Source organism: Aeromicrobium sp. JP4 (assembly GCF_054957925.1).
Genome location: NZ_CM143290.1, coordinates 3031533 through 3049727, shown reverse-complemented (window position 1 = coordinate 3049727; position 18195 = coordinate 3031533). Strand labels below are relative to the sequence as shown.

Annotated in this window: 23 protein-coding genes; 4 read left to right on the top strand and 19 right to left on the bottom strand. The window is 69.1% G+C overall.

Translation table 11 applies throughout. The features are described 5' to 3' along the window. Positions 1-18: 18 nt before the first annotated feature. The gene (locus tag ACY1JX_RS15020) at positions 19-1209 is read right to left on the bottom strand and encodes a 3-hydroxyacyl-CoA dehydrogenase NAD-binding domain-containing protein (protein WP_462564461.1); all 1191 of its coding nucleotides are present in this window, start codon (positions 1207-1209) and stop codon (positions 19-21) included. 96 nt (positions 1210-1305) lie between these two features. Here ACY1JX_RS15020 and ACY1JX_RS15015 point away from each other — a divergent pair, with 96 nt between their 5' ends. Next, positions 1306-1674: a hypothetical protein gene (locus tag ACY1JX_RS15015; RefSeq protein WP_181756587.1), complete on the top strand. Its 369-nt coding sequence runs from the start codon at positions 1306-1308 to the stop codon at positions 1672-1674. Next, positions 1671-2348 carry an endonuclease NucS gene (nucS, locus tag ACY1JX_RS15010; protein ID WP_462564460.1) on the top strand — a complete coding sequence of 226 codons (678 nt, stop codon included), beginning with the start codon at positions 1671-1673 and terminating at the stop codon, positions 2346-2348. Before ACY1JX_RS15015 ends, nucS begins: the two co-directional genes overlap by 4 nt. A 116-nt stretch (positions 2349-2464) precedes the next feature. Here nucS and ACY1JX_RS15005 read toward each other — a convergent pair whose 3' ends face one another. Beyond that, a complete protein-coding gene (locus tag ACY1JX_RS15005; protein ID WP_462564459.1) occupies positions 2465-3403 on the bottom strand; it encodes an endonuclease/exonuclease/phosphatase family protein in 939 nt (312 codons plus the stop codon). Positions 3404-3407: 4 nt separating this feature from the next. Beyond that, the gene (locus ACY1JX_RS15000; protein WP_181756584.1) at positions 3408-3932 is read right to left on the bottom strand and encodes a ferritin; all 525 of its coding nucleotides are present in this window, start codon (positions 3930-3932) and stop codon (positions 3408-3410) included. Between the two features lie 82 nt (positions 3933-4014). Between ACY1JX_RS15000 and ACY1JX_RS14995 the strand changes: the two genes are divergently transcribed. After that, a complete protein-coding gene (locus ACY1JX_RS14995; RefSeq protein WP_286929128.1) occupies positions 4015-4185 on the top strand; it encodes a hypothetical protein in 171 nt (56 codons plus the stop codon). A gap of 95 nt (positions 4186-4280) precedes the next feature. Here ACY1JX_RS14995 and ACY1JX_RS14990 read toward each other — a convergent pair whose 3' ends face one another. From ACY1JX_RS14990 to ACY1JX_RS14915, 16 genes are all read right to left on the bottom strand, one after another. Next, on the bottom strand, positions 4281-6266 hold the full coding sequence (locus ACY1JX_RS14990) for a protein meaA (protein WP_181756583.1): 1986 nt from the start codon (positions 6264-6266) through the stop codon (positions 4281-4283). Between the two features lie 69 nt (positions 6267-6335). Next, on the bottom strand, positions 6336-6917 hold the full coding sequence (locus ACY1JX_RS14985; protein ID WP_181756582.1) for a cob(I)yrinic acid a,c-diamide adenosyltransferase: 582 nt from the start codon (positions 6915-6917) through the stop codon (positions 6336-6338). 31 nt (positions 6918-6948) lie between these two features. Further along, positions 6949-7074 carry a hypothetical protein gene (locus tag ACY1JX_RS14980; protein ID WP_269456861.1) on the bottom strand — a complete coding sequence of 42 codons (126 nt, stop codon included), beginning with the start codon at positions 7072-7074 and terminating at the stop codon, positions 6949-6951. Between the two features lie 68 nt (positions 7075-7142). After that, a complete protein-coding gene (locus tag ACY1JX_RS14975) occupies positions 7143-7589 on the bottom strand; it encodes a DUF2550 domain-containing protein (RefSeq protein ID WP_462564458.1) in 447 nt (148 codons plus the stop codon). 23 nt (positions 7590-7612) lie between these two features. Continuing rightward, entirely contained in the window at positions 7613-7984 is a 372-nt protein-coding gene (locus ACY1JX_RS14970) for a F0F1 ATP synthase subunit epsilon (RefSeq protein ID WP_181756580.1), read from the bottom strand. Between the two features lie 11 nt (positions 7985-7995). After that, on the bottom strand, positions 7996-9450 hold the full coding sequence (atpD, locus tag ACY1JX_RS14965; protein WP_462564457.1) for a F0F1 ATP synthase subunit beta: 1455 nt from the start codon (positions 9448-9450) through the stop codon (positions 7996-7998). A gap of 10 nt (positions 9451-9460) precedes the next feature. After that, positions 9461-10390: a F0F1 ATP synthase subunit gamma gene (locus ACY1JX_RS14960; protein WP_462564456.1), complete on the bottom strand. Its 930-nt coding sequence runs from the start codon at positions 10388-10390 to the stop codon at positions 9461-9463. Between the two features lie 2 nt (positions 10391-10392). Beyond that, positions 10393-12036 carry a F0F1 ATP synthase subunit alpha gene (gene atpA / locus ACY1JX_RS14955; protein WP_462564455.1) on the bottom strand — a complete coding sequence of 548 codons (1644 nt, stop codon included), beginning with the start codon at positions 12034-12036 and terminating at the stop codon, positions 10393-10395. Positions 12037-12075: 39 nt separating this feature from the next. Continuing rightward, positions 12076-12879, bottom strand: coding sequence for a F0F1 ATP synthase subunit delta (locus tag ACY1JX_RS14950; protein WP_181756577.1), 804 nt, complete (start codon positions 12877-12879; stop codon positions 12076-12078). Beyond that, positions 12879-13421 (bottom strand): F0F1 ATP synthase subunit B, encoded by a 543-nt coding sequence (locus ACY1JX_RS14945; RefSeq protein ID WP_181756576.1) that lies wholly within the window; start codon positions 13419-13421, stop codon positions 12879-12881. The genes ACY1JX_RS14950 and ACY1JX_RS14945 overlap by 1 nt, the downstream gene beginning before the upstream one ends. 19 nt (positions 13422-13440) lie before the next feature. Further along, positions 13441-13626, bottom strand: a complete 186-nt coding sequence (gene atpE / locus ACY1JX_RS14940; protein WP_049798293.1) for an ATP synthase F0 subunit C — start codon at positions 13624-13626, stop codon at positions 13441-13443. 107 nt (positions 13627-13733) lie between these two features. After that, positions 13734-14540 carry a F0F1 ATP synthase subunit A gene (gene atpB, locus ACY1JX_RS14935; protein ID WP_181756575.1) on the bottom strand — a complete coding sequence of 269 codons (807 nt, stop codon included), beginning with the start codon at positions 14538-14540 and terminating at the stop codon, positions 13734-13736. Positions 14541-14613: 73 nt separating this feature from the next. After that, the gene (locus ACY1JX_RS14930) at positions 14614-14805 is read right to left on the bottom strand and encodes a hypothetical protein (RefSeq protein ID WP_153303013.1); all 192 of its coding nucleotides are present in this window, start codon (positions 14803-14805) and stop codon (positions 14614-14616) included. 110 nt (positions 14806-14915) lie between these two features. Then, positions 14916-15347, bottom strand: coding sequence for a hypothetical protein (locus ACY1JX_RS14925; protein WP_181756574.1), 432 nt, complete (start codon positions 15345-15347; stop codon positions 14916-14918). Further along, on the bottom strand, positions 15344-16468 hold the full coding sequence (locus ACY1JX_RS14920; RefSeq protein WP_181756573.1) for an MraY family glycosyltransferase: 1125 nt from the start codon (positions 16466-16468) through the stop codon (positions 15344-15346). The genes ACY1JX_RS14925 and ACY1JX_RS14920 overlap by 4 nt, the downstream gene beginning before the upstream one ends. Next, positions 16461-17114, bottom strand: coding sequence for an L-threonylcarbamoyladenylate synthase (locus ACY1JX_RS14915; protein WP_286929137.1), 654 nt, complete (start codon positions 17112-17114; stop codon positions 16461-16463). The genes ACY1JX_RS14920 and ACY1JX_RS14915 overlap by 8 nt, the downstream gene beginning before the upstream one ends. Before the next feature lie 112 nt (positions 17115-17226). Between ACY1JX_RS14915 and ACY1JX_RS14910 the strand changes: the two genes are divergently transcribed. Further along, a complete protein-coding gene (locus ACY1JX_RS14910) occupies positions 17227-18096 on the top strand; it encodes a DMT family transporter (protein WP_462564454.1) in 870 nt (289 codons plus the stop codon). Positions 18097-18195: the final 99 nt, after the last annotated feature.

The window sequence follows — 18195 nt, the reverse complement described above, 5'->3', positions numbered from 1 at the left end:
GCTGCGTGCGGGTGCTGCTCAGTAGGTGTGGAAGCCAGCCTTGGTCTTGCGGCCCAGCCGGCCTTCGGCGACGACCTTCTTCAGCGACTCGGCGGGCTGCCAGCCCTCGTGGCCGAACGTGTCGACGAGCGTCTGCTGGATCGCCAGCGAGACGTCGTTGCCGACCACGTCGAGCAGCTCGAACGGGCCCATCGGCAGCTTGGTCTCCTTCATGGCGGCGTCGATCTGCTCCATGGAGGCCGCACCGGACTCCTGCAGCAGGATGGCGTCGTTCAGGTAGGGGAACAGCAGCGCGTTGACGATGAAGCCCGCGCGGTCGCCGCACGAGACGGGGTGCTTGCCGGTGGCCAGGCACAGGGCGCGCACCGTCTCGTCGACGTCGGGGTCGGTGACCTCAGTGGTGACGACCTCGACCAGCTTCATGACCGGAGCGGGGTTGAAGAAGTGCATGCCGATGACATCGGCCGGGCGAGCCGTGGCGTCGGCGCACGCCCGGATCGACAGCGAGGAGGTGGTGGTGGCCAGGATCGCGCCCGGCTTGCAGATGCGGTCGAGGTCGCGGAACAGCTGGAGTTTGATGTCGAGGTCCTCGGCGATCGCCTCGACGACGAGGTCGACGTCGGCGAGCGCCTCGCGCTCGGTGGCTCCGGTGAGACGGCCGAGCACGGCGTCCTTGCCGGCCTCGTCGAGCTTGCCGCGCGCGACGGCGCGGTCGAGGTTCTTCGTCACGTAGGCGACGACGCCGTCGAGCTTCTCCTGCGAGCGACCGACGTAGACGACGTCGTAGCCCGCCTGCGCGAAGACCTGGGCGATGCCCGAGGCCATCGTGCCGGTGCCGACGACGCCGACCGAGGCGACGGGGCGCTTGACCTCGGGCACGGGGGTGCCGTCGGCACCCTCGCCGGAGAACGAGGCGCCGGAGTCGGCGATCTCGACCAGCGCGGGGGCCGGGCGGTGCAGCGGGTCACCGGTCTGGGCGAACTGCTCGGAGAGACCGTCGACGACCGTCTTGGCGCCGAGGGCGTCGATCAGGGCCAGCGGACCGATCGGGTAGCCGCAGCCGAAGCGCATGCCCGCATCGATGTCGGCTGCCGTCGCGTAGCCGTCGCCGTACATCGTCGCGGCGTGGTTCAGGTACGGGAAGAGCAGGGTCCGCGCGATGCGGCCCTTCTCGTCGTCGGCGGTGATGCTATCGACGATCTCTGCCATCAGATTCTCCTTGGAGGCTTGGCCCGCCGGTGCTGCTTCCCGCCGAGCGTTCGTGAAAGGGTAGCGTGACAGCACCGATGTCTCGATGGGAGTCCCATGTCCTCACGTCTCGCCGCGACGGCCGTCGCGCTCGTCCTGTTCACCGGCCTGGCCGGGTGTGCCAAGGAGGAGCCCGCGACGCCCAGCGACCCGACCTCGGCGACGCCCAGCGCCACCGTTCCGTCGCAGGATCCGCGGGCCGATCTCGTGGGCTCCTGGCGCGCCGACGAGGCCGACTGGACGGTGCACTTCGCGGCCGACGGCACGTTCACCGAGGACTTCGAGGGCAATGTCGACTTCCGTCGCGGCGCCTACCGGGTCGAGGACGGCATCGTCTACCTCGACGGTGACGACGGCGAGACCACCGAGGGCGAGCTCTCGGGCGACACCATCAATTTCAAGCTCGGGATGCTCGAGCGCCTGTGAGGATCGTCGTCGCCCGCTGCCAGGTCGACTACGCCGGACGCCTGACGGCCCACCTGCCGCTGGCCCTGCGGGTCATCATGGTCAAGTCCGACGGCTCCGTGCTGGTGCACGCCGACGGAGGCTCCTACAAGCCCCTCAACTGGATGAGCCCGCCGTGCACGCTGCGCGAGGGAGTCTCCGAGGACGGCGTGCCCGAGTGGACCGTCACCGCGAGGAAGACCGACGACACGCTGCGGATCCGGCTCGAGGAGGTCATCCACGACTCCGAGCACGAGCTGGGCGTCGACCCGGGACTGCAGAAGGACGGTGTCGAGAAGCACCTCCAGGAGCTGCTGGCCGAGCACACCGTCGCCCTCGAGGAGGGCATGACGCTCGTGCGCCGCGAGTACATGACCGCGATCGGTCCGGTCGACCTTCTGTGCCGCGACGCCGCCGGCGCCTCGGTCGCCGTGGAGATCAAGCGCCGTGGCGAGATCGACGGCGTCGAGCAGCTGACCCGCTACCTCGAGCTGATGAACCGCGACCCCAAGCTGCGGCCCGTGCGCGGCATCTTCGCCGCCCAGGAGATCAAGCCCCAGGCCCGCACCTTGGCCAAGGACCGCGGCATCGACTGCGTCGTCGTCGACTACGACGAGCTGCGCGGCCTCGACGACCCGAGCCTGCGCCTGTTCTGAGCTCGCCCGGTGATCGAGTGCCGGCGAGCGTAGCGAGACGGTGTATCGAGATCACCCGAACGCCGAGCGGTGGTTTCGATACTCGGCTCGTTCCTCGCCTGCTACTCAACCACCGGCTAGCGGGTGCAGACGCGCAGGTCGGCCCACACGGCGCGGTGGTCGCTGCCCTTGATGTCCTCGGTGCCGTTGCCCTGCACGGTCAGCCCGCGCACGAGCACGTGGTCGATGTCGGCGAACGGCGGGTAGGCGCGGTTCTTGGGCCAGGTGGCCGTGGGCCACAGGCCCGCCGTGTCGTACATGCCGCGCTTGGCATCGCGGAAGGCGGCGTGGGCCGAGGAGGCGTTGAAGTCGCCCGCCATCACGAGCGGTCGGCCGCGGTTCGCGCGCTGCCACTCCCCCAGCTCGAGAAGTCCCGCACGCCAGTCCTCGAGCCACTGCTCGATCGGCGGCTTCGGGTGCACCGCGCGCACCAGGACGGGCGTCCCGGCCACGTCGACCGACAGGGCGGGCTGCTGGAACGTGTCGGCCTCGCCCGCCGGCACCTCCACCCGGGTGGCGCGGTACCGCGACAGGATCGCGGTGCCCTCGGTGTCGCGGCCCTCGACGGTCTGCCCGGTGCGGTGCGTGAAGCGGCTGCCGGCCTCCGTGGCCGACAGCGCCGCGATCATCGGCTCGGTCGCCTCGGCCAGGACCAGGACGTCGACGTCGTGGCGCTGCACCGCGGCCGCCAGCTGGGCCACGTCGGCCTCACCGTAGAACGCGTTGAAGGTCATCACCGACAGGCGGGACTCCCCCGCGTCGCAGGCCGGCCGGTTGCTGACGTTGAGGATCGTCACGAGCGCCACGGCGATCACCACGGCGTTCGCGCCCAGGGCGAGCCACGCCCGCGTGAGCAGGCTGAGGACGATGCCCACGACGGCGAGCACGATCCACAGCCGGCCCAGCGCCTGGACCGCGGGGAGCCAGGACGGCTCGATCCGGTCGATCCACGGTGTCGCCGCCAGCAGCAGCAGCGCCACGGCGACGACCGTCAGCAGCGCCCGGACGACCCTCACGACGTCAGGCGCCCGCGATCGGCGGCGCGGTGGGGTCGGAGCCCTCGCCGGTCTCCTCGCGCGCGATCCAGTCCTCGATGCGCTCGTAGTCGTCCTTCGAGCGGGTGACGACGGCCAGCAGGTCGCTCATCTTCGCGACCTCCTCGACCTGCTCCTTGATGAACCACTGCATGAACTGGTCGGAGGCGAAGTCGTTGTCCTCGCGCGCCAGGCGGGTGAGCTCGTTGATCTGCGCGGTCACGCGCTTCTCCTGCTCCAGGGCCGCCGCGACCGGCTCGACGACGTCGGCGAAGTCCATCCGCGGAGCGGCCAGGGCCGGGATCACGACGCGCTGGTCCTGGTCGAGCAGGTACTGGACCATCATCATCGCGTGGTCGCGCTCCTCGAGGGCCTGCGCGTAGAACAGCGCGGCCATCTGCGGCATGGTGAGCGCGTCGTAGTACGTCGCGATGCCGACGTACTGCTGGTGCGCGCTGAACTCGTGACCGATCTGATCCTGCAGGGCCTTCACGAACTGCTCGGAAGCCATGTTTCCTCCTCTGGCTAGGTCAGCCTAACCTTCGCGCTGTACCGTGGTGGGTGTGCCGAAGCCGCCGAAGAAGAAGTGTTGCGTGAGCAAGCCGCGCTGCAAGCGCTGCCCGATCCGCATGATGGCCGAAGGCACCCTCCCCGACGGATACACCGTCAAGAAGCGCAAGCTGGTCAAGGTCAAGAAGAAGGACAAGGACAAGAAGAAGTCCTCGAAACCCTCCAAGACCAAGACCAAGCCGTTGGCCGCCTGATCACTTCGACTGCTTCGATCACGCCGAGCCTATTGGTCCGGACCCGCCGTCGCCACGAAGGACAGGCGAGCCTTCGCGCGCCTGTCCTCCCGTGGTCAGACCGGCAGGTCGTTGGCCTTGCGGATCTCGTCGACGACGCGCGACATGATGTCGGTCATGCCGAAGTCCTTCGGCGTGAAGACCGCGGCGATGCCCGCAGCCTCGAGCTTGCGGCCGTCGGAGTCGGGGATGATCCCGCCCACGATGATCGGCACGTTCGTCAGGCCGGCGTCGGCCAGGCCCTTCTGGACGTCGGGCACGAGCTCCATGTGCGAACCGGACAGGATCGACAGGCCCACGACGTGGACGTCCTCGGCGACCGCGGCGGCGACGATCTGCTCGGGCGTCAGCCGGATGCCCTGGTAGATGACCTCGAAGCCGGCGTCGCGGGCTCGGACGGCGACCTGCTCGGCACCGTTGGAGTGCCCGTCGAGGCCCGGCTTGCCCACGAGGAAGCGCAGGCGTCCGCCCAGCTCCTCGCCGGTCTGGCGCACCTTCTCGCGCACGGCGGTCAGTTCGGATCCGGCCTCGGCCACGCCACTCACTCCTGCCACGCCCGTGGGCGCCCGGTACTCGCCGAAGACCTCGCGCAGCGCCGCGGACCACTCGCCCACCGTGGCACCGGCGCGCACGGCGTCGAGCGTGGCGGCCATGAGGTTCTCGTCGGTCTTGGCCTGCTGCTGCACGGCCTCCAGGGCCGCGTCGACGGCGGCCTGGTCGCGCTGGCTGCGCCACTGCTGGACGTCGGCGATCGCGTTCGCCTCGGCCTTCGGGTCGGCGACCATGATGGCGGCGTCGAGGTCGGCCGTCAGCGGCGACGGCTCGGTCTCGACGAAGCTGTTGAGGCCCACGACCTTCATCTCGCCGGACTCGATCCGCGCGCGCCGCTCGGCGTGCGAGGTGACCAGCTCCTGCTTCATGTAGCCCGAGACGACGGCGGCGACGGCGCCGCCCATCGCCTGGACGCGGTCCATCTCGGCCTTCGCGCCCTCGACCAGCTCGTCGACCTTGGCCTCGATGACGTGCGAGCCGTCGAAGATGTCGCCGTACTCGAGCAGGTCGGACTCGTAGGCCAGCACCTGCTGCAGGCGCAGGGACCACTGCTGGTCCCACGGCCGCGGCAGGCCCAGCGCCTCATTCCATGCCGGCAGCTGCACGGCACGCGCGCGGGCGTTCTTGCTGAGCGTGACGCCCAGCATCTCCAGGACGATGCGCTGGACGTTGTTCTCGGGCTGCGCCTCGGTCAGGCCGAGGGAGTTGACCTGCACGCCGTAGCGGAAGCGGCGCATCTTGGGGTCGGTGACGCCGTAGCGGTCGCGGGTGATCTCCTCCCACATCCGACCGAACGCGCGCATCTTGCACATCTCCTCGACGAAGCGCACGCCGGCGTTCACGAAGAAGGAGATGCGGCCCACGACCTGCTCGAACTGGTCTTCGGGCACCTGGCCGGAGTCCTTGACCGCGTCGAGGACCGCGATCGCGGTGCTCATCGCGAAGGCCAGCTCCTGCACGGGCGTGGCCCCGGCCTCCTGCAGGTGGTAGCTGCAGATGTTCAGCGGGTTCCACTTCGGGATGTTCGCGACCGTGTACGCGATCATGTCGGTGGTCAGGCGCAGCGAGGCCTCGGGCGGGAACACGTAGGTTCCGCGCGACAGGTACTCCTTGATGATGTCGTTCTGCGTCGTGCCGGCCAGGGCCGACGCGTCGACACCCTGCTCCTCGGCGGCCACCTGGTACATCGCCAGCAGCCACATGGCCGTGGCGTTGATGGTCATCGACGTGTTCATCTCCGAGAGCGGGATGTCCTCGAAGAGACGACGCATCGCACCCAGGTGAGGGATCGGCACGCCGACCTTGCCGACCTCGCCGCGCGACAGGACGTGGTCGGGGTCGTACCCGGTCTGCGTCGGCAGGTCGAAGGCGACCGACAGACCGGTCTGGCCCTTCGACAGATTGCGTCGGTAGAGCGCGTTGGACTCGGCTGCGGAGCTGTGGCCGGCGTAGGTTCGCATCACCCACGGGCGATCAGGCTGCACTGACATGCGGCAAGGGTACCGCTGGCCCCGGACGTGCGAACGACGGTCCACCCAGCGCTCGCCCCCGCGCGTGGCTCAGGCGCCGGAGCGATCGCCGCCGGGGACCCAGAGCACGTCGCCGCGCTCGCGGTTCGCGTAGCGGCCGAGGATGAACAGCAGGTCGCTCAGCCGGTTGAGGTACTTCGCCACGAGCACGTTGACCGTGTCGCCGTGCTCCTCGATCGCGCGCCAGGCGGCACGCTCGGCGCGACGCGTGACGGTGCGCGCCACGTGGAGATGGGCGGCGGCGAGAGTGCCGCCGGGCAGGATGAACGAGTCCAGCTTCGGGGTGACCTCGTTGAAGCGGTCGCACCACTGCTCGAGCCGCTCGACGTAGTCGGGCTCGACCCGCAGCGGGACGTACTTGGGCTCCGCGACGATCGGGTTGCCGACGTCGGAGCCCAGGTCGAACAGGTCGTTCTGGATGTGCGTCAGCACCGCCGTGACGTCGGCGTCGAGCTCACCCGTGGCCAGCGCGACACCGATCTGGCTGTTCGCCTCGTCGACGTCGGCATAGACGATCAGCCGCACGTCGTTCTTCGACGTGCGGCTGAAGTCGACGAGGTTGGTGGTGCCGTCGTCACCTGTTCGGGTGTAGATCTTCGTGAGGTGAACCATGGGTTCACCCTAGAGGTGTGGCCTCAGCGGCTCACATCCAGTCGATCGCCTGAACACGGATCTTGATGCTGGAGGTGTCGTCCGCCTGGGCGGGCGACGCGACCGTACCGGCGGCGACAGCGAGGGCGAGGAGGACTGCAGCGATGAGCTTCTTCATGTCATCAGTGTGAGGGTTAAGCGAGCGCTCGGCAACCGAAACGGCAAGGTCCGCCGCACCAGTTCAGGTCACAGGACGTTGTTGACGCCGCGCCCGGGCGGCGAGGACTCCAGCCACGAGAGCAGCCCGGTGAGCGAGTTCGGGCTCAGCGCGAACTGCTCGATCCCCTCGGCGTTCTCGGTGCGCACCACGATGTGCCCGTCGTGCAGCGCGTACGCCTCGGCACCCTCGGGCTGGCGGCGGCCCTCGATGAGCACTCCCCCACGGACGAACCGGTGTCGGGGACGCGCCGAGAACGAGAAGGTGCGGTACCAGTCGATGGCGTCGTCGCGATAGACCGCGACGCCGAGCACCCAGCCGGAGGCTGCGTGCTCGGCGCCACGATTCACGCTCAGTTCGAAGGTCACACCCTTGCGGGCGATCCAGCGCCGCCGTGCGACGAGCCCGCCGAGGAACAGCAGGCCCAGCACGACGATGATCGCGAGGGAGTCGACCAGCCACAACCAGAGCGGCATCGATCACTGCCTCGCGATCACCATCAGGACGCCTTGCCGATGAGGCGCAGCTTCGCCTCGGCACGGCGGACGGCCAGGTCGTCCTCGGACGACCGGGCCTTCTCCAGCTCAGCCTGGGTGGCCGACTCGTCGACCTCATCAGCGAGGAACGTGTCCTCGGAGAGGATCGACACGCGGTCGGCGGCCACCGAGATGAACCCCTCGGCGACGGCGGCACGCACGGTGTCGCCCTCGACCGGGAAGATCTCGACGACGCCGGGCACCAGCAGCGACAGCAGCGGCGCATGGCCGGTGAGCACGCCGATGTCGCCCTCGGCGGTACGGGCGATGACCTCACGGGCCTCACCCGACCACACGACGCGGTCGGCGGCGACGAGCTCGATCTGCAGTGTCATGTCAGCGGACCTCAGAGGTTCTTCTGGATGTCGGCCCACTTCTTGTCGACGTCGTCCAGACCGCCGCACATGAAGAACGCCTGCTCCGCCACGTGGTCGTAGTCGCCGTCACAGATCTTCGTGAAGGCGTCGATCGTCTCGTCGAGCGGGACGGTCGAGCCCTCGATGCCGGTGAACTGCTTGGCCACGTAGGTGTTCTGGGAGAGGAAGCGCTGGATGCGACGCGCGCGGGACACGATCGTCTTGTCCTCCTCGCTGAGCTCGTCGACACCGAGGATCGCGATGATGTCCTGGAGCTCCTGGTTGCGCTGGAGGATGCCCTTGACCCGGTTCGCCGTCGCGTAGTGATCGGCGGCGATGTAGCGGGGGTCCAGGATGCGCGACGTCGACGTCAGCGGGTCCACGGCCGGGTAGATGCCCAGCGACGCGATCTCGCGGCTCAGCTCGGTCGTGGCGTCCAGGTGGGCGAACGTCGTGGCCGGGGCCGGGTCGGTGTAGTCGTCGGCGGGCACGTAGATCGCCTGCATCGAGGTGATCGAGTGACCACGCGTCGAGGTGATCCGCTCCTGCAGCACGCCCATCTCGTCGGCCAGCGTGGGCTGGTAGCCCACGGCCGAGGGGACGCGACCCAGCAGGGTCGAGACCTCCGAGCCGGCCTGGGTGAACCGGAAGATGTTGTCGATGAACAGCAGCACGTCCTGCTTCTGGACGTCGCGGAAGTACTCGGCCATGGTCAGGGCCGACAGGGCGACGCGCAGACGCGCTCCCGGCGGCTCGTCCATCTGGCCGAAGACCAGCGCCACCTTGTCGAGGACGCCCGACTCCTCCATCTCGACGATGAGGTCGTTGCCCTCACGGGTGCGCTCGCCGACACCGGCGAACACCGACACGCCGTCGTGGTCCTTGGCGACGCGGGCGATCATCTCCTGGATCAGCACGGTCTTGCCGACGCCGGCACCGCCGAACAGGCCGATCTTGCCGCCGAGGACGTACGGCGTCAGGAGGTCGATGACCTTGATGCCGGTCTGGAACATCTCGGTCTTGGGCTCGAGCTGGTCGAACGCGGGCGCCTTGCGGTGGATGCCCCAACGCTCCTGGACGTCCCAGGTCTCGCCCTCGGCCAGGTTCATGACCTGACCGGTGGTGTTGAAGACCTTGCCGAGCGTCTGGTCGCCGACGGGCACCGAGATGGGCTCGCCGGTGTCGGTGACCGGGGTGCCGCGGACGACGCCGTCGGTGGGTCGCAGGCTGATCGCGCGGACCATGCCGTCACCGATGTGCTGCGCGACCTCGAGGGTCAGCGTCTCCTTCGTGCCGGCGACCTCGGTGTCGACGAGCAGGGCGTTGTAGATCTCGGGCATCTGGTCGGCCGGGAACTCGATGTCGAGCACCGGGCCGATGACCCGGGCGACGCGGCCGGTCACGGCGGCCGAGTCGGTGGTGGTCTCTTCGACGGTTGCAGTCATGGTCTCTTCCTCAATCGGACTGGGAGGCCTCGGCGAGCGCGTTAGCGCCACCCACGATCTCGCTGATTTCTTGGGTGATGCCGGCCTGGCGAGCCTGGTTCGCCAGTCGGGTGTACTTCTCGATCAGGTCCTGCGCGTTGTCGGTCGCGGACTTCATGGCCTTCTGTCGTGCGGCGAGCTCGGAGGCCGCCGCCTGCAGCAGGCAGGAGTAGATACGGCTGTAGAGGTACTTCGGCAGGACCGCCTCGAGCACCTCGGCCGCACTGGGCTCGAACTCGTAGAGCGGGAGCACCTCGGACTCCTCCGGGGCCTCCTCACCCTCGACGATCTCGAGCGGGAACAGGCGGATCGCCGTCGGCTCCTGCACCAGCATCGACTTGAACCGCGTGTAGACCACGAAGAGCTCGTCGATCTCGGGGGCGTCGCTCGCCTCGTCCTCGTCGGAATCGTGCTGGGCACCGCGCGAGATCAGCGCATCGCCCATCGTGCGGGCGTCGTCGTAGGTCGGCTTGTCGGAGAAGCCGGTCCACGAGGTCTCGAACGGACGCTGGCGGAAGTTGAAGTACGACTCCGCCTTGCGGCCGGCCAGGAAGTACGTGACCTCCTTGCCCTCGGCACGCAGACGCTCGGCGAGCTGCTCGGTCTCCTTCAGCACGCTCGAGGCGTACGCGCCCGCCAGACCACGGTCGCTGGCGATGACGAGAATCGCGGCGCGCTTGGCGTCGGGGTTCTCGGTCGTCAGCACGTGGTTGACGTTGGAGTACGTGGCCAGGGCCGACACCGCACGCGTGAGTTCACGCGCGTACGGTGCGGCCGCGGCCGCGGCCTGCTGGGCCTTGATGATCCGCGACGCGGCGATCAACTCCATCGCACGCGTGATCTTCTTGGTCGACTGGGTCGACCTGATCTTCGCGCGGTACTCGCGGAGTGAGACTGCCATCGTCAGCCTCGCTTCTGTCGGACGATCTGCTCCTGCTCGACGTCCTCGTCGGCGAGGGCGTCGAACTCTTCGTGCCCGGCCTTGATCGACTCACCGTCACCGGTCTCGAACTGGTCGAGGAACGAGTCGTAGGCCTCGTCGAGAGCCTGGGCGCTGGAGTCCTCGAACTTGCCGCTCTCGCGGATCGCATCGAGCACACCGGGGTGCGAACGCTTGACGTAGTCCTGGAACTCGGCCTCGAAGCGGTGGATGTCCGCGACCGGCACGGCGTCGAGCTTGCCGGTGGTGGCGGCCCAGAGGGAGACGACCTGCTTCTCCATCGAGAACGGGTCGTACTGCGCCTGCTTGAACAGCTCCATGAGGCGCTGGCCGCGGGCGAGCTGGGCCTTGGACGCGGCATCGAGGTCGGACGCGAACATCGCGAACGCCTCCATGGCGCGGTACTGGGCGAGCTCGACCTTGAGCGAGCCGGTGACGGCCTTCATCGCCTTGGTCATCGCCGAGCCGCCGACGCGCGACACCGAGATGCCGACGTCGACCGCGGGACGCTGGTTGGCGTTGAACAGGTCGGACTGCAGGAAGATCTGACCGTCGGTGATCGAGATGACGTTGGTCGGGATGTACGCCGACACGTCGTTGGCCTTGGTCTCGATGATCGGCAGGCCGGTCATCGAGCCCGCGCCCAGGTCGTCGCTGAGCTTGGCGCAACGCTCGAGCAGCCGCGAGTGCAGGTAGAACACGTCGCCGGGGTAGGCCTCACGGCCCGGCGGGCGACGCAGCAGCAGCGACACGGCGCGGTAGGCCTCGGCCTGCTTCGACAGGTCGTCGAAGATGATCAGGACGTGCTTGCTCTGGTACATCCAGTGCTGGCCGATGGCCGAGCCGGTGTACGGGGCCAGGTACTTGAAGCCGGCCGAGTCCGATGCGGGGGACGCGACGATCGTCGTGTACTCCAGCGCGCCGGCCGCCTCGAGGGCGCCGCGCACGCTGGCGATGGTCGAGCCCTTCTGACCGATGCCGACGTAGATGCAGCGGACCTGCTTGCTCGGATCGCCCGACTCCCAGAACTCCTTCTGGTTGATGATCGTGTCGATCGCGATGGCGGTCTTGCCGGTCTGGCGGTCACCGATGATCAGCTGGCGCTGGCCGCGGCCGACCGGAGTCAGCGAGTCGATCGCCTTGAGGCCGGTCATCAGGGGCTCGTGGACGCTCTTGCGCTGCATCACGTTCGGCGCCTGGAGCTCCAGGGCGCGACGCTCCTCGATGCCGGTGATCTCGCCGAGGCCGTCAATCGGGTTGCCGAGCGGGTCGACGACGCGTCCGAGGTAGCCCTCGCCCACGGGGACCGAGAGAACCTCGCCCGTGCGCTTGACCTTCTGGCCCTCTTCGATGCCGGCGAAGTCACCGAGGATGACGACGCCGATCTGGCGGACGTCGAGGTTCAGCGCCAGACCGAGGGTGCCGTCCTCGAACTCGAGCAGTTCGTTGGCCATCGCTGAGGGAAGACCCTCGACCTGCGCGATGCCGTCGGCCGCCGACGCGACGATGCCGACCTCTTCGGCCTCGCCCTGCGTCGGGGTGTAGTCCGACACGAACTTCTGCAACGCGTCGCGGATCTCCTCCGGACGAATCGAGAGTTCAGTCATGCTGTGTGCCTGCCTTCTTGTGCGAACGGTGCGTTCTGGTCAGCCTGCGATGCGCCGGCGTGCGGCCTCGAGGCGGGTGGACATGGTGGCGTCGACGACCTCGTCGCCCACGGAGACGGCGATGCCGCCGATGACGGACGGATCGACCACGGTGTTGAGCTGGATCTCCCGTCCGTAGCGCCGCGAGAGCGCATCGGTGAGTCGCTGACGCTCGGTGTCGTCGAGGTCGTACGCGACGCGAGCCACGGCGACGAGCCGGTCCTCACGTGCGGCGACCTGGCGGCTGAACGCCTCCAGGACCCGCTCGAACGAACCGGTGCGAGCCACCGCTGCCTGCGAGAGCAGGGCCAGGGTCGAGTCGGAGACCTTGCCGCGGAACACGTCCTGGAGCAACGTGGTGCGGGCCGAGGCCGGGACCGACCGGTCGGAGACGACCCGTCGGAGCTCGTCGGAGTCGTGGATGACCCGTCCGGCCTCGAACAGCTCGTTCTCCAGGATGTCGCCCTGGCCGGCCTCGTCGGCGGCGCGGGTGTAGGCCGCGACGCCGGCGATCTCGAGACCGTCGGTCAGGTCACGCCCCGCGGCCCAGCGACCGCTGACGGCGCTGGAGAGCACCGTGAGCGTGTCCGCGGCGACCTTGCCCTCGAAGATGCCGGCGGCGAGCGTGCGCTTGCCCTCGGCCTCGGTCGACGGATCGGTCAGCACGCGTCGCGCGGCCACGGCCGAGTCGAGCGCCGAGACGATGCCGAAGAGCTCGGCGCCGACCTGGGCCGCCGACGCACCCGGGACCGCGGCGACCGCGGTCAGGGTGTCGTCGAGCGACTTGGCAGACGATCCACGCATCAGTTGGCCGACCCCTCGAGTTCGTCGATGAAGCGCTGGACGGAACGACGCTGCGCGTCGGTGTCGGCGAGGGACTCGCCGACGATCCGGCCCGCGAGCTCGGTGGCCATGCCGCCGACCTCGGACTTGAGCTGCGCGATCGCCTGCTGGCGCTCGGCAGCGATCTGGGCCTGCGCCGCCGAGACGATGCGCGCGGACTCGGCCTGAGCCTGCTCGCGCATCTCGACGACGATCTGGGCACCCTGCTCGCGCGCCTCCTCACGGATGGCGGCGGCCTCGTGCCGGGCGTCGGCCAGCTGCGCGGTGTACTGCTCGAGCGCGGCCTGGGCTTCCTTCTGCGCCGACTGCGCCTCCTCGATCCCGCCCTCGATCGCGGCCGTGCGCTCGGCGTAGGCCTTCTCGAAGTTGGGAACGACGTACTTCCTCACGAGGAAGTACAGAATCGCAAAGACGACCAGCGACAGCACGACCTCAGAGAGGATCGGCACCAGCGGGTTGTGCTCCTCGCCTTCGGCAGCCGTGGCGAGAATCGTGGAGTACATCAGTCAGTTCCTGACGTTGTCAGAGGACGAAGGCGAGCGCGATGCCGATGATGGCCAGGGCCTCGGCCAGGGCGAAGCCGAGGATCGCGATCGACTGGAGGCGGCTCTGGGCCTCGGGCTGGCGGGCCACGCCGTTGATGTACGCGGCGAAGATCAGACCGATGCCGATGCCGGGGCCCACGGCCGCCAGGCCGTAGCCGATCATGTTCAGGGAGCCGAGGGTTTCGAGATCCACGGGTTTTTCCTTTCGTTGACGACGCACGAGCGCCGTCGGTTAGCGAAAACTGAGGGTTATGGAGTTGTGACCGACGATCAGTGCTCGTCGGCGAGTGCCCCGCCGATGTACATCGCGGACAGCAGGGTGAAGACGTAGGCCTGCAGGAACAGCACCAGCAGCTCGAGGAAGCTCACGGCGACGCCCATCAGGAAGGACAGCACGCCGACCGGCGCGTACCAGGGGTTGCCGGAGTCGAGGATGAGGTAGGCAGCGCCCGTGGCGAACAGGATCAGCAGCAGGTGGCCGGCGAACATGTTGGCGAAGAGACGCAGTGCCAGCGTGGCCGGGCGGACCAAGATCGTGGAGAGGAACTCCAGCGGGATGATCAGCGCCAGGATCGGGCCGGTGATGCCGCCGGGGATGCAGACGTGACGCAGGTAGCCGCCGAAGCCGTGCTTGGCGATGCCGACGCCGTTGTAGATGACCCACACCAGCAGGGCGATCGGGACGACGAAGCCGAAGCGGGAGAACGACGGGAACTGCAGGAACGGGATGAGGCTGAAGTAGTTGTTCACCAGGACGAAGGTGAACAGCGTGAAGAGCAGGGGCACGAACTTGAGGAAGTCGTGCGAGCCGATCGAGTCGCGGGCGACGCCGTTGCGCACGAACCCGTAGACGTACTCGCCGGCGAACTGCAGGCGGCCCGGCACGACGGCCTGGCGCTTGGACGCGGCCCAGAAGAAGCCCACGATCAGCGGCACGGAGAGCGCCAGCAGGAGCATCGGCTTCGTGACACCGAGGTCACCGATGTGGAAGACCGGCGGGAGTTCGAAGCTGCCAGGTCCCGGAGCGGCGAAGCCGCCCTCGGAGTCCGAGGCGGCGTTCAGCACGGTGGTCGTCACGGCGGACAATCGATCACCCTTCTGTGGCGTCGAGCCCCTGTCGGCCCCGACGTCGGTCGGCAGTTCACGCGGATCAGCTCTCGCGTTGCGCCATCGCGACGGTGTAGATGCCCAGTGCGGCACCCACCACCACGCCGATGGCGACCATGAACGACGTGTCCCACCATCGGTCGAGCAGGAACCCTGCTCCACCGTAGAAGATCACTCCCCCGGCCACACGACCGAAGGCGACCCACGGGTCCTGCGGTGGGGGTGCGTCGTTCATTGCACCCCGAATCTATCAGGGACGTTTGCAGCCGCTGCAGGCAGGTCGTGAAACTTTTCACTTCGTCGGCGCGGCCCCGCGCGGGCGCCCCGCACGAGCGCCCGGAACGTTCAGTCCCGAGGCGTTTCACCCGGTTCGGCGGGCTTCTGCTCGGGCAGGTCGTAGATCGGGGTTCGCTCCCGGGTGGCGTCGAGGACGCGGGCGCCGAGCCACACCATCGTGGTGGCGATCACGGTGACCGACACCGACTCCGCGTCGATCGGACCGGACTCGCCGGCCGAGCGCCGCAGGACCACGAAGAGCGCGAACAGGGCGACGACCTTGGTGAGGAAGAAGATCATCGCGAACATCAAGGACAGCGCAGGCGTCGCTTTGGCGACCGGGCCGAGCACGGTGGGGGTCGCACCGAAGAACCCCAGCACGATGACCCCGCCGATCAGGGCGCCCACCACGCCTTCGGTGCCGACCACGAGGCCCGCCACGACCGTGCATACCGCGATGGTGGCCAGGCCGGCGCGCAGGGCCCAGCGACGCGGGCTCACGACCACACCTTCGACTCGAGTCGGGGCAGCAGGAAGATCGCCGCGGTCACCAGGGCGGTGAGCAGTGCGATCACCACGAAGAGCTGCCAGCCGCTGAACAGTCCGATGGCCACGACGCCGAAGGCGACCAGGGCCGCGGCGGCGTACATCAACAGGACGGCGCGCCGGTGCGAGTGCCCGATCTCGAGCAGCCGGTGGTGGATGTGCATCTTGTCGGGGCTGAACGGCGACCGGCCCGCTCGGGTGCGGCGCAGCACCGCCAGGCCCATGTCCAGGAACGGCACCATGAGGACCGCGAACGGCAGGACGAGCGGCAGGATCGCCGCCGGCAGCAGGCTCGAGTCGGCGCCGCCGATGCCCTCGGACAGGCTCGTGGCCGGGAACTGGCCGGTGAGGCTGATCGAGGAGCAGGCCAGGACGAAGCCCAGCAGCATCGAGCCCGAGTCACCGATGAACATCCGGGCCGGGAAGAAGTTGTGCGGGAGGATTCCCAGGCACGCGCCCGCGAGGGCGATGGTCAGGATCGCCGCCGCGACCGCGCGGGTCTCGCCGTTCTCCACTGCCAGGACGAAGGCGTAGACGAAGAAGGCGATCGACCCGATGGCCGCCATGCCGGCGGCCAGTCCGTCCAGCCCGTCGACGAAGTTCATGGCGTTGGCCGTGGCGACGATGAGGAAGACCGTGAGGATCATCGCCTGGGCCTGGTCGAGCCCGAGGTAGGTGTTGGGCAGCGGCAGGTAGACGAAGTGCAGGCCCATGGCGACCGTGATGACGCCCGCCAGGACCTGCCCGGCGAACTTGCTCAGCGCGTCGAGCTCGAAGATGTCGTCGATGATGCCCACCAGGCAGATGACGCAGGCGCCCACCAGCACGGCGCGGACGTCGGCGAACAGCGACGGGTCGCCGCCGGACAGGAAGGGCAGGTGGGTGGCGGTCAGGTAGGCCGCGACGAGGCCGCCGAGCATCGCCGGCCCGCCGAAGTACGGCGTGGGGATCGCGTGCACGTCGCGGTCGCGCACCTGGGCGACGGCGCCGAGCTGCTGGGCGGTCTGCCGCGCGATCGACGACAGCAGGTAGGCCACGCCGATCGCGACGCCGAAGATGACGAGGTACTCACGCACCGGCTCCACCGCCGGCGGGCTCGATCGTGTTGTTGAAGCCGTGGAGGGTGGCCAGGTCGATCGCGCCCTCGCGCAGCACGCGCGGCACCGGGCCGGTGACGTCGAGGATCGTGGACGGCGTGGAGCCGGCCGACGGTCCGCCGTCGAGGTACACCCGCACGGAGTCGCCGAGCATCGCCTCGGCCTCGTCGACCGTGGTGGCCGCGGGCTGCCCGCTCAGGTTGGCGCTGCTGACGGCACTGGGTCCGGACTGGCGGAGCACGGCACGCGTGCGCTCGTCGTCGGGGACGCGGACCGCGACGGTCCCGTGGGTCTCACCCAGGTCCCAGGTGAGCGACGGCTGAGCCCGGAAGACGACCGTGAGCGGGCCGGGCCAGAGTTCCGCGAGCATCGTCTGCAGCCACGCGGCGGGACGCTCGGCCACGAGCGCGTCGAGCGTGACCGGGTCGGCGATGAGGACCGGCGGCGGCATGTCGCGCCCGCGGCCCTTGGCCTCGAGCAGGCGGGCGACGGCCGAGGGGTCGAAGGCGTCGGCCGCGATCCCGTAGACCGTGTCGGTCGGCAGGACCACCAGCGCGCCGTCGCGCAGTGCCGAGACAGCCGCCTCGACGCCGCGGTCGAGTTCGGTCGCGCAGTCGAACCTCATGACCCCAAGGTTAGGGGTCGACACCGGCACCCACGGCGTCGGCTGCCGGGAGACGGATCGTTAGAATCGTCAGGATGCGTTCCTCCAGGCCGGTCCCGACCGTCGTGACCCCATGACCCCGTCCCCGACGCTGGCCGCGCTGTTCGCCCTGGGCTCCGCGCTCGGCTTCGCGTTCTCGACCTCCTTCCAGCACCTGGCCGCCGGACGCGTCCACCTCACCGTCACGCACCCCCTCCTCGTGCTGCTGCAGCTGCTGCGCAGCCCGCGCTGGCTCGCGGGGAGCACCATCGGCCTGATGGCGTGGCTGCTGCACGCGGTCGCGCTCAACCTCGGCACCCTCTCGCTGGTCCAGCCGATCATCCTGCTGGGCGTGGTCCTCGCGGTCGTCGTTCGATCGTCGCTGGACCGCCGGTGGCCAAGCCGGAACGAGCTCGTGGGAGTCACCGTCACGATCGCCTCGCTGATCGCCGTGGTCTCGGTCGCGGACACCAGCCACGAGGGCGCGACCGCGCCGACCTCCTGGATGCTCGCGGTGGCCGGCACCGGCGTGGTGATCGCGCTGGTGGTGACCCGGTTCGCCAACGATCTGCCCCGGCGCGGCATGGCGGCGTTCGTGCTCGGGATGACCGCCGGCATGCTCTTCGGCATCACCGCCTGCCTCATGAAGGTCGTGGGCGAGGCGATCAGCACGCACGGCGTCCCGGGGTTCCTCGGCACCTGGTCGCCCTGGGTGCTGCTGTCGTGCGCGTTCCTGGCGATGTCGCTCAACCAGCGGGCCTACCAGTTGTCGCGCCTCTCGCACTCCATGCCCGTGCTGAACGTGACCTCCGTGCTGCTGTCGATCGTGCTCGGATCGGTGCTGTTCCAGGAGTCGCTGCCCACGTCGCCGGGGACGCTGGCGCTGCAGGCGATCGGCCTCGTCGGCATCGGGTGGGGCCTCTACCGCATCGCCGACGCCGGCCCCCGCGCGCGCGTCGCCTGACTCCCCCGCCCCCCCCAACCGCGAGTGGCGCAATTTCGCCCGCCACTCGCCGAGTGGCGGGCAATTCTGCGCCACTCGCGAACCCGGTTTGCGCCACTC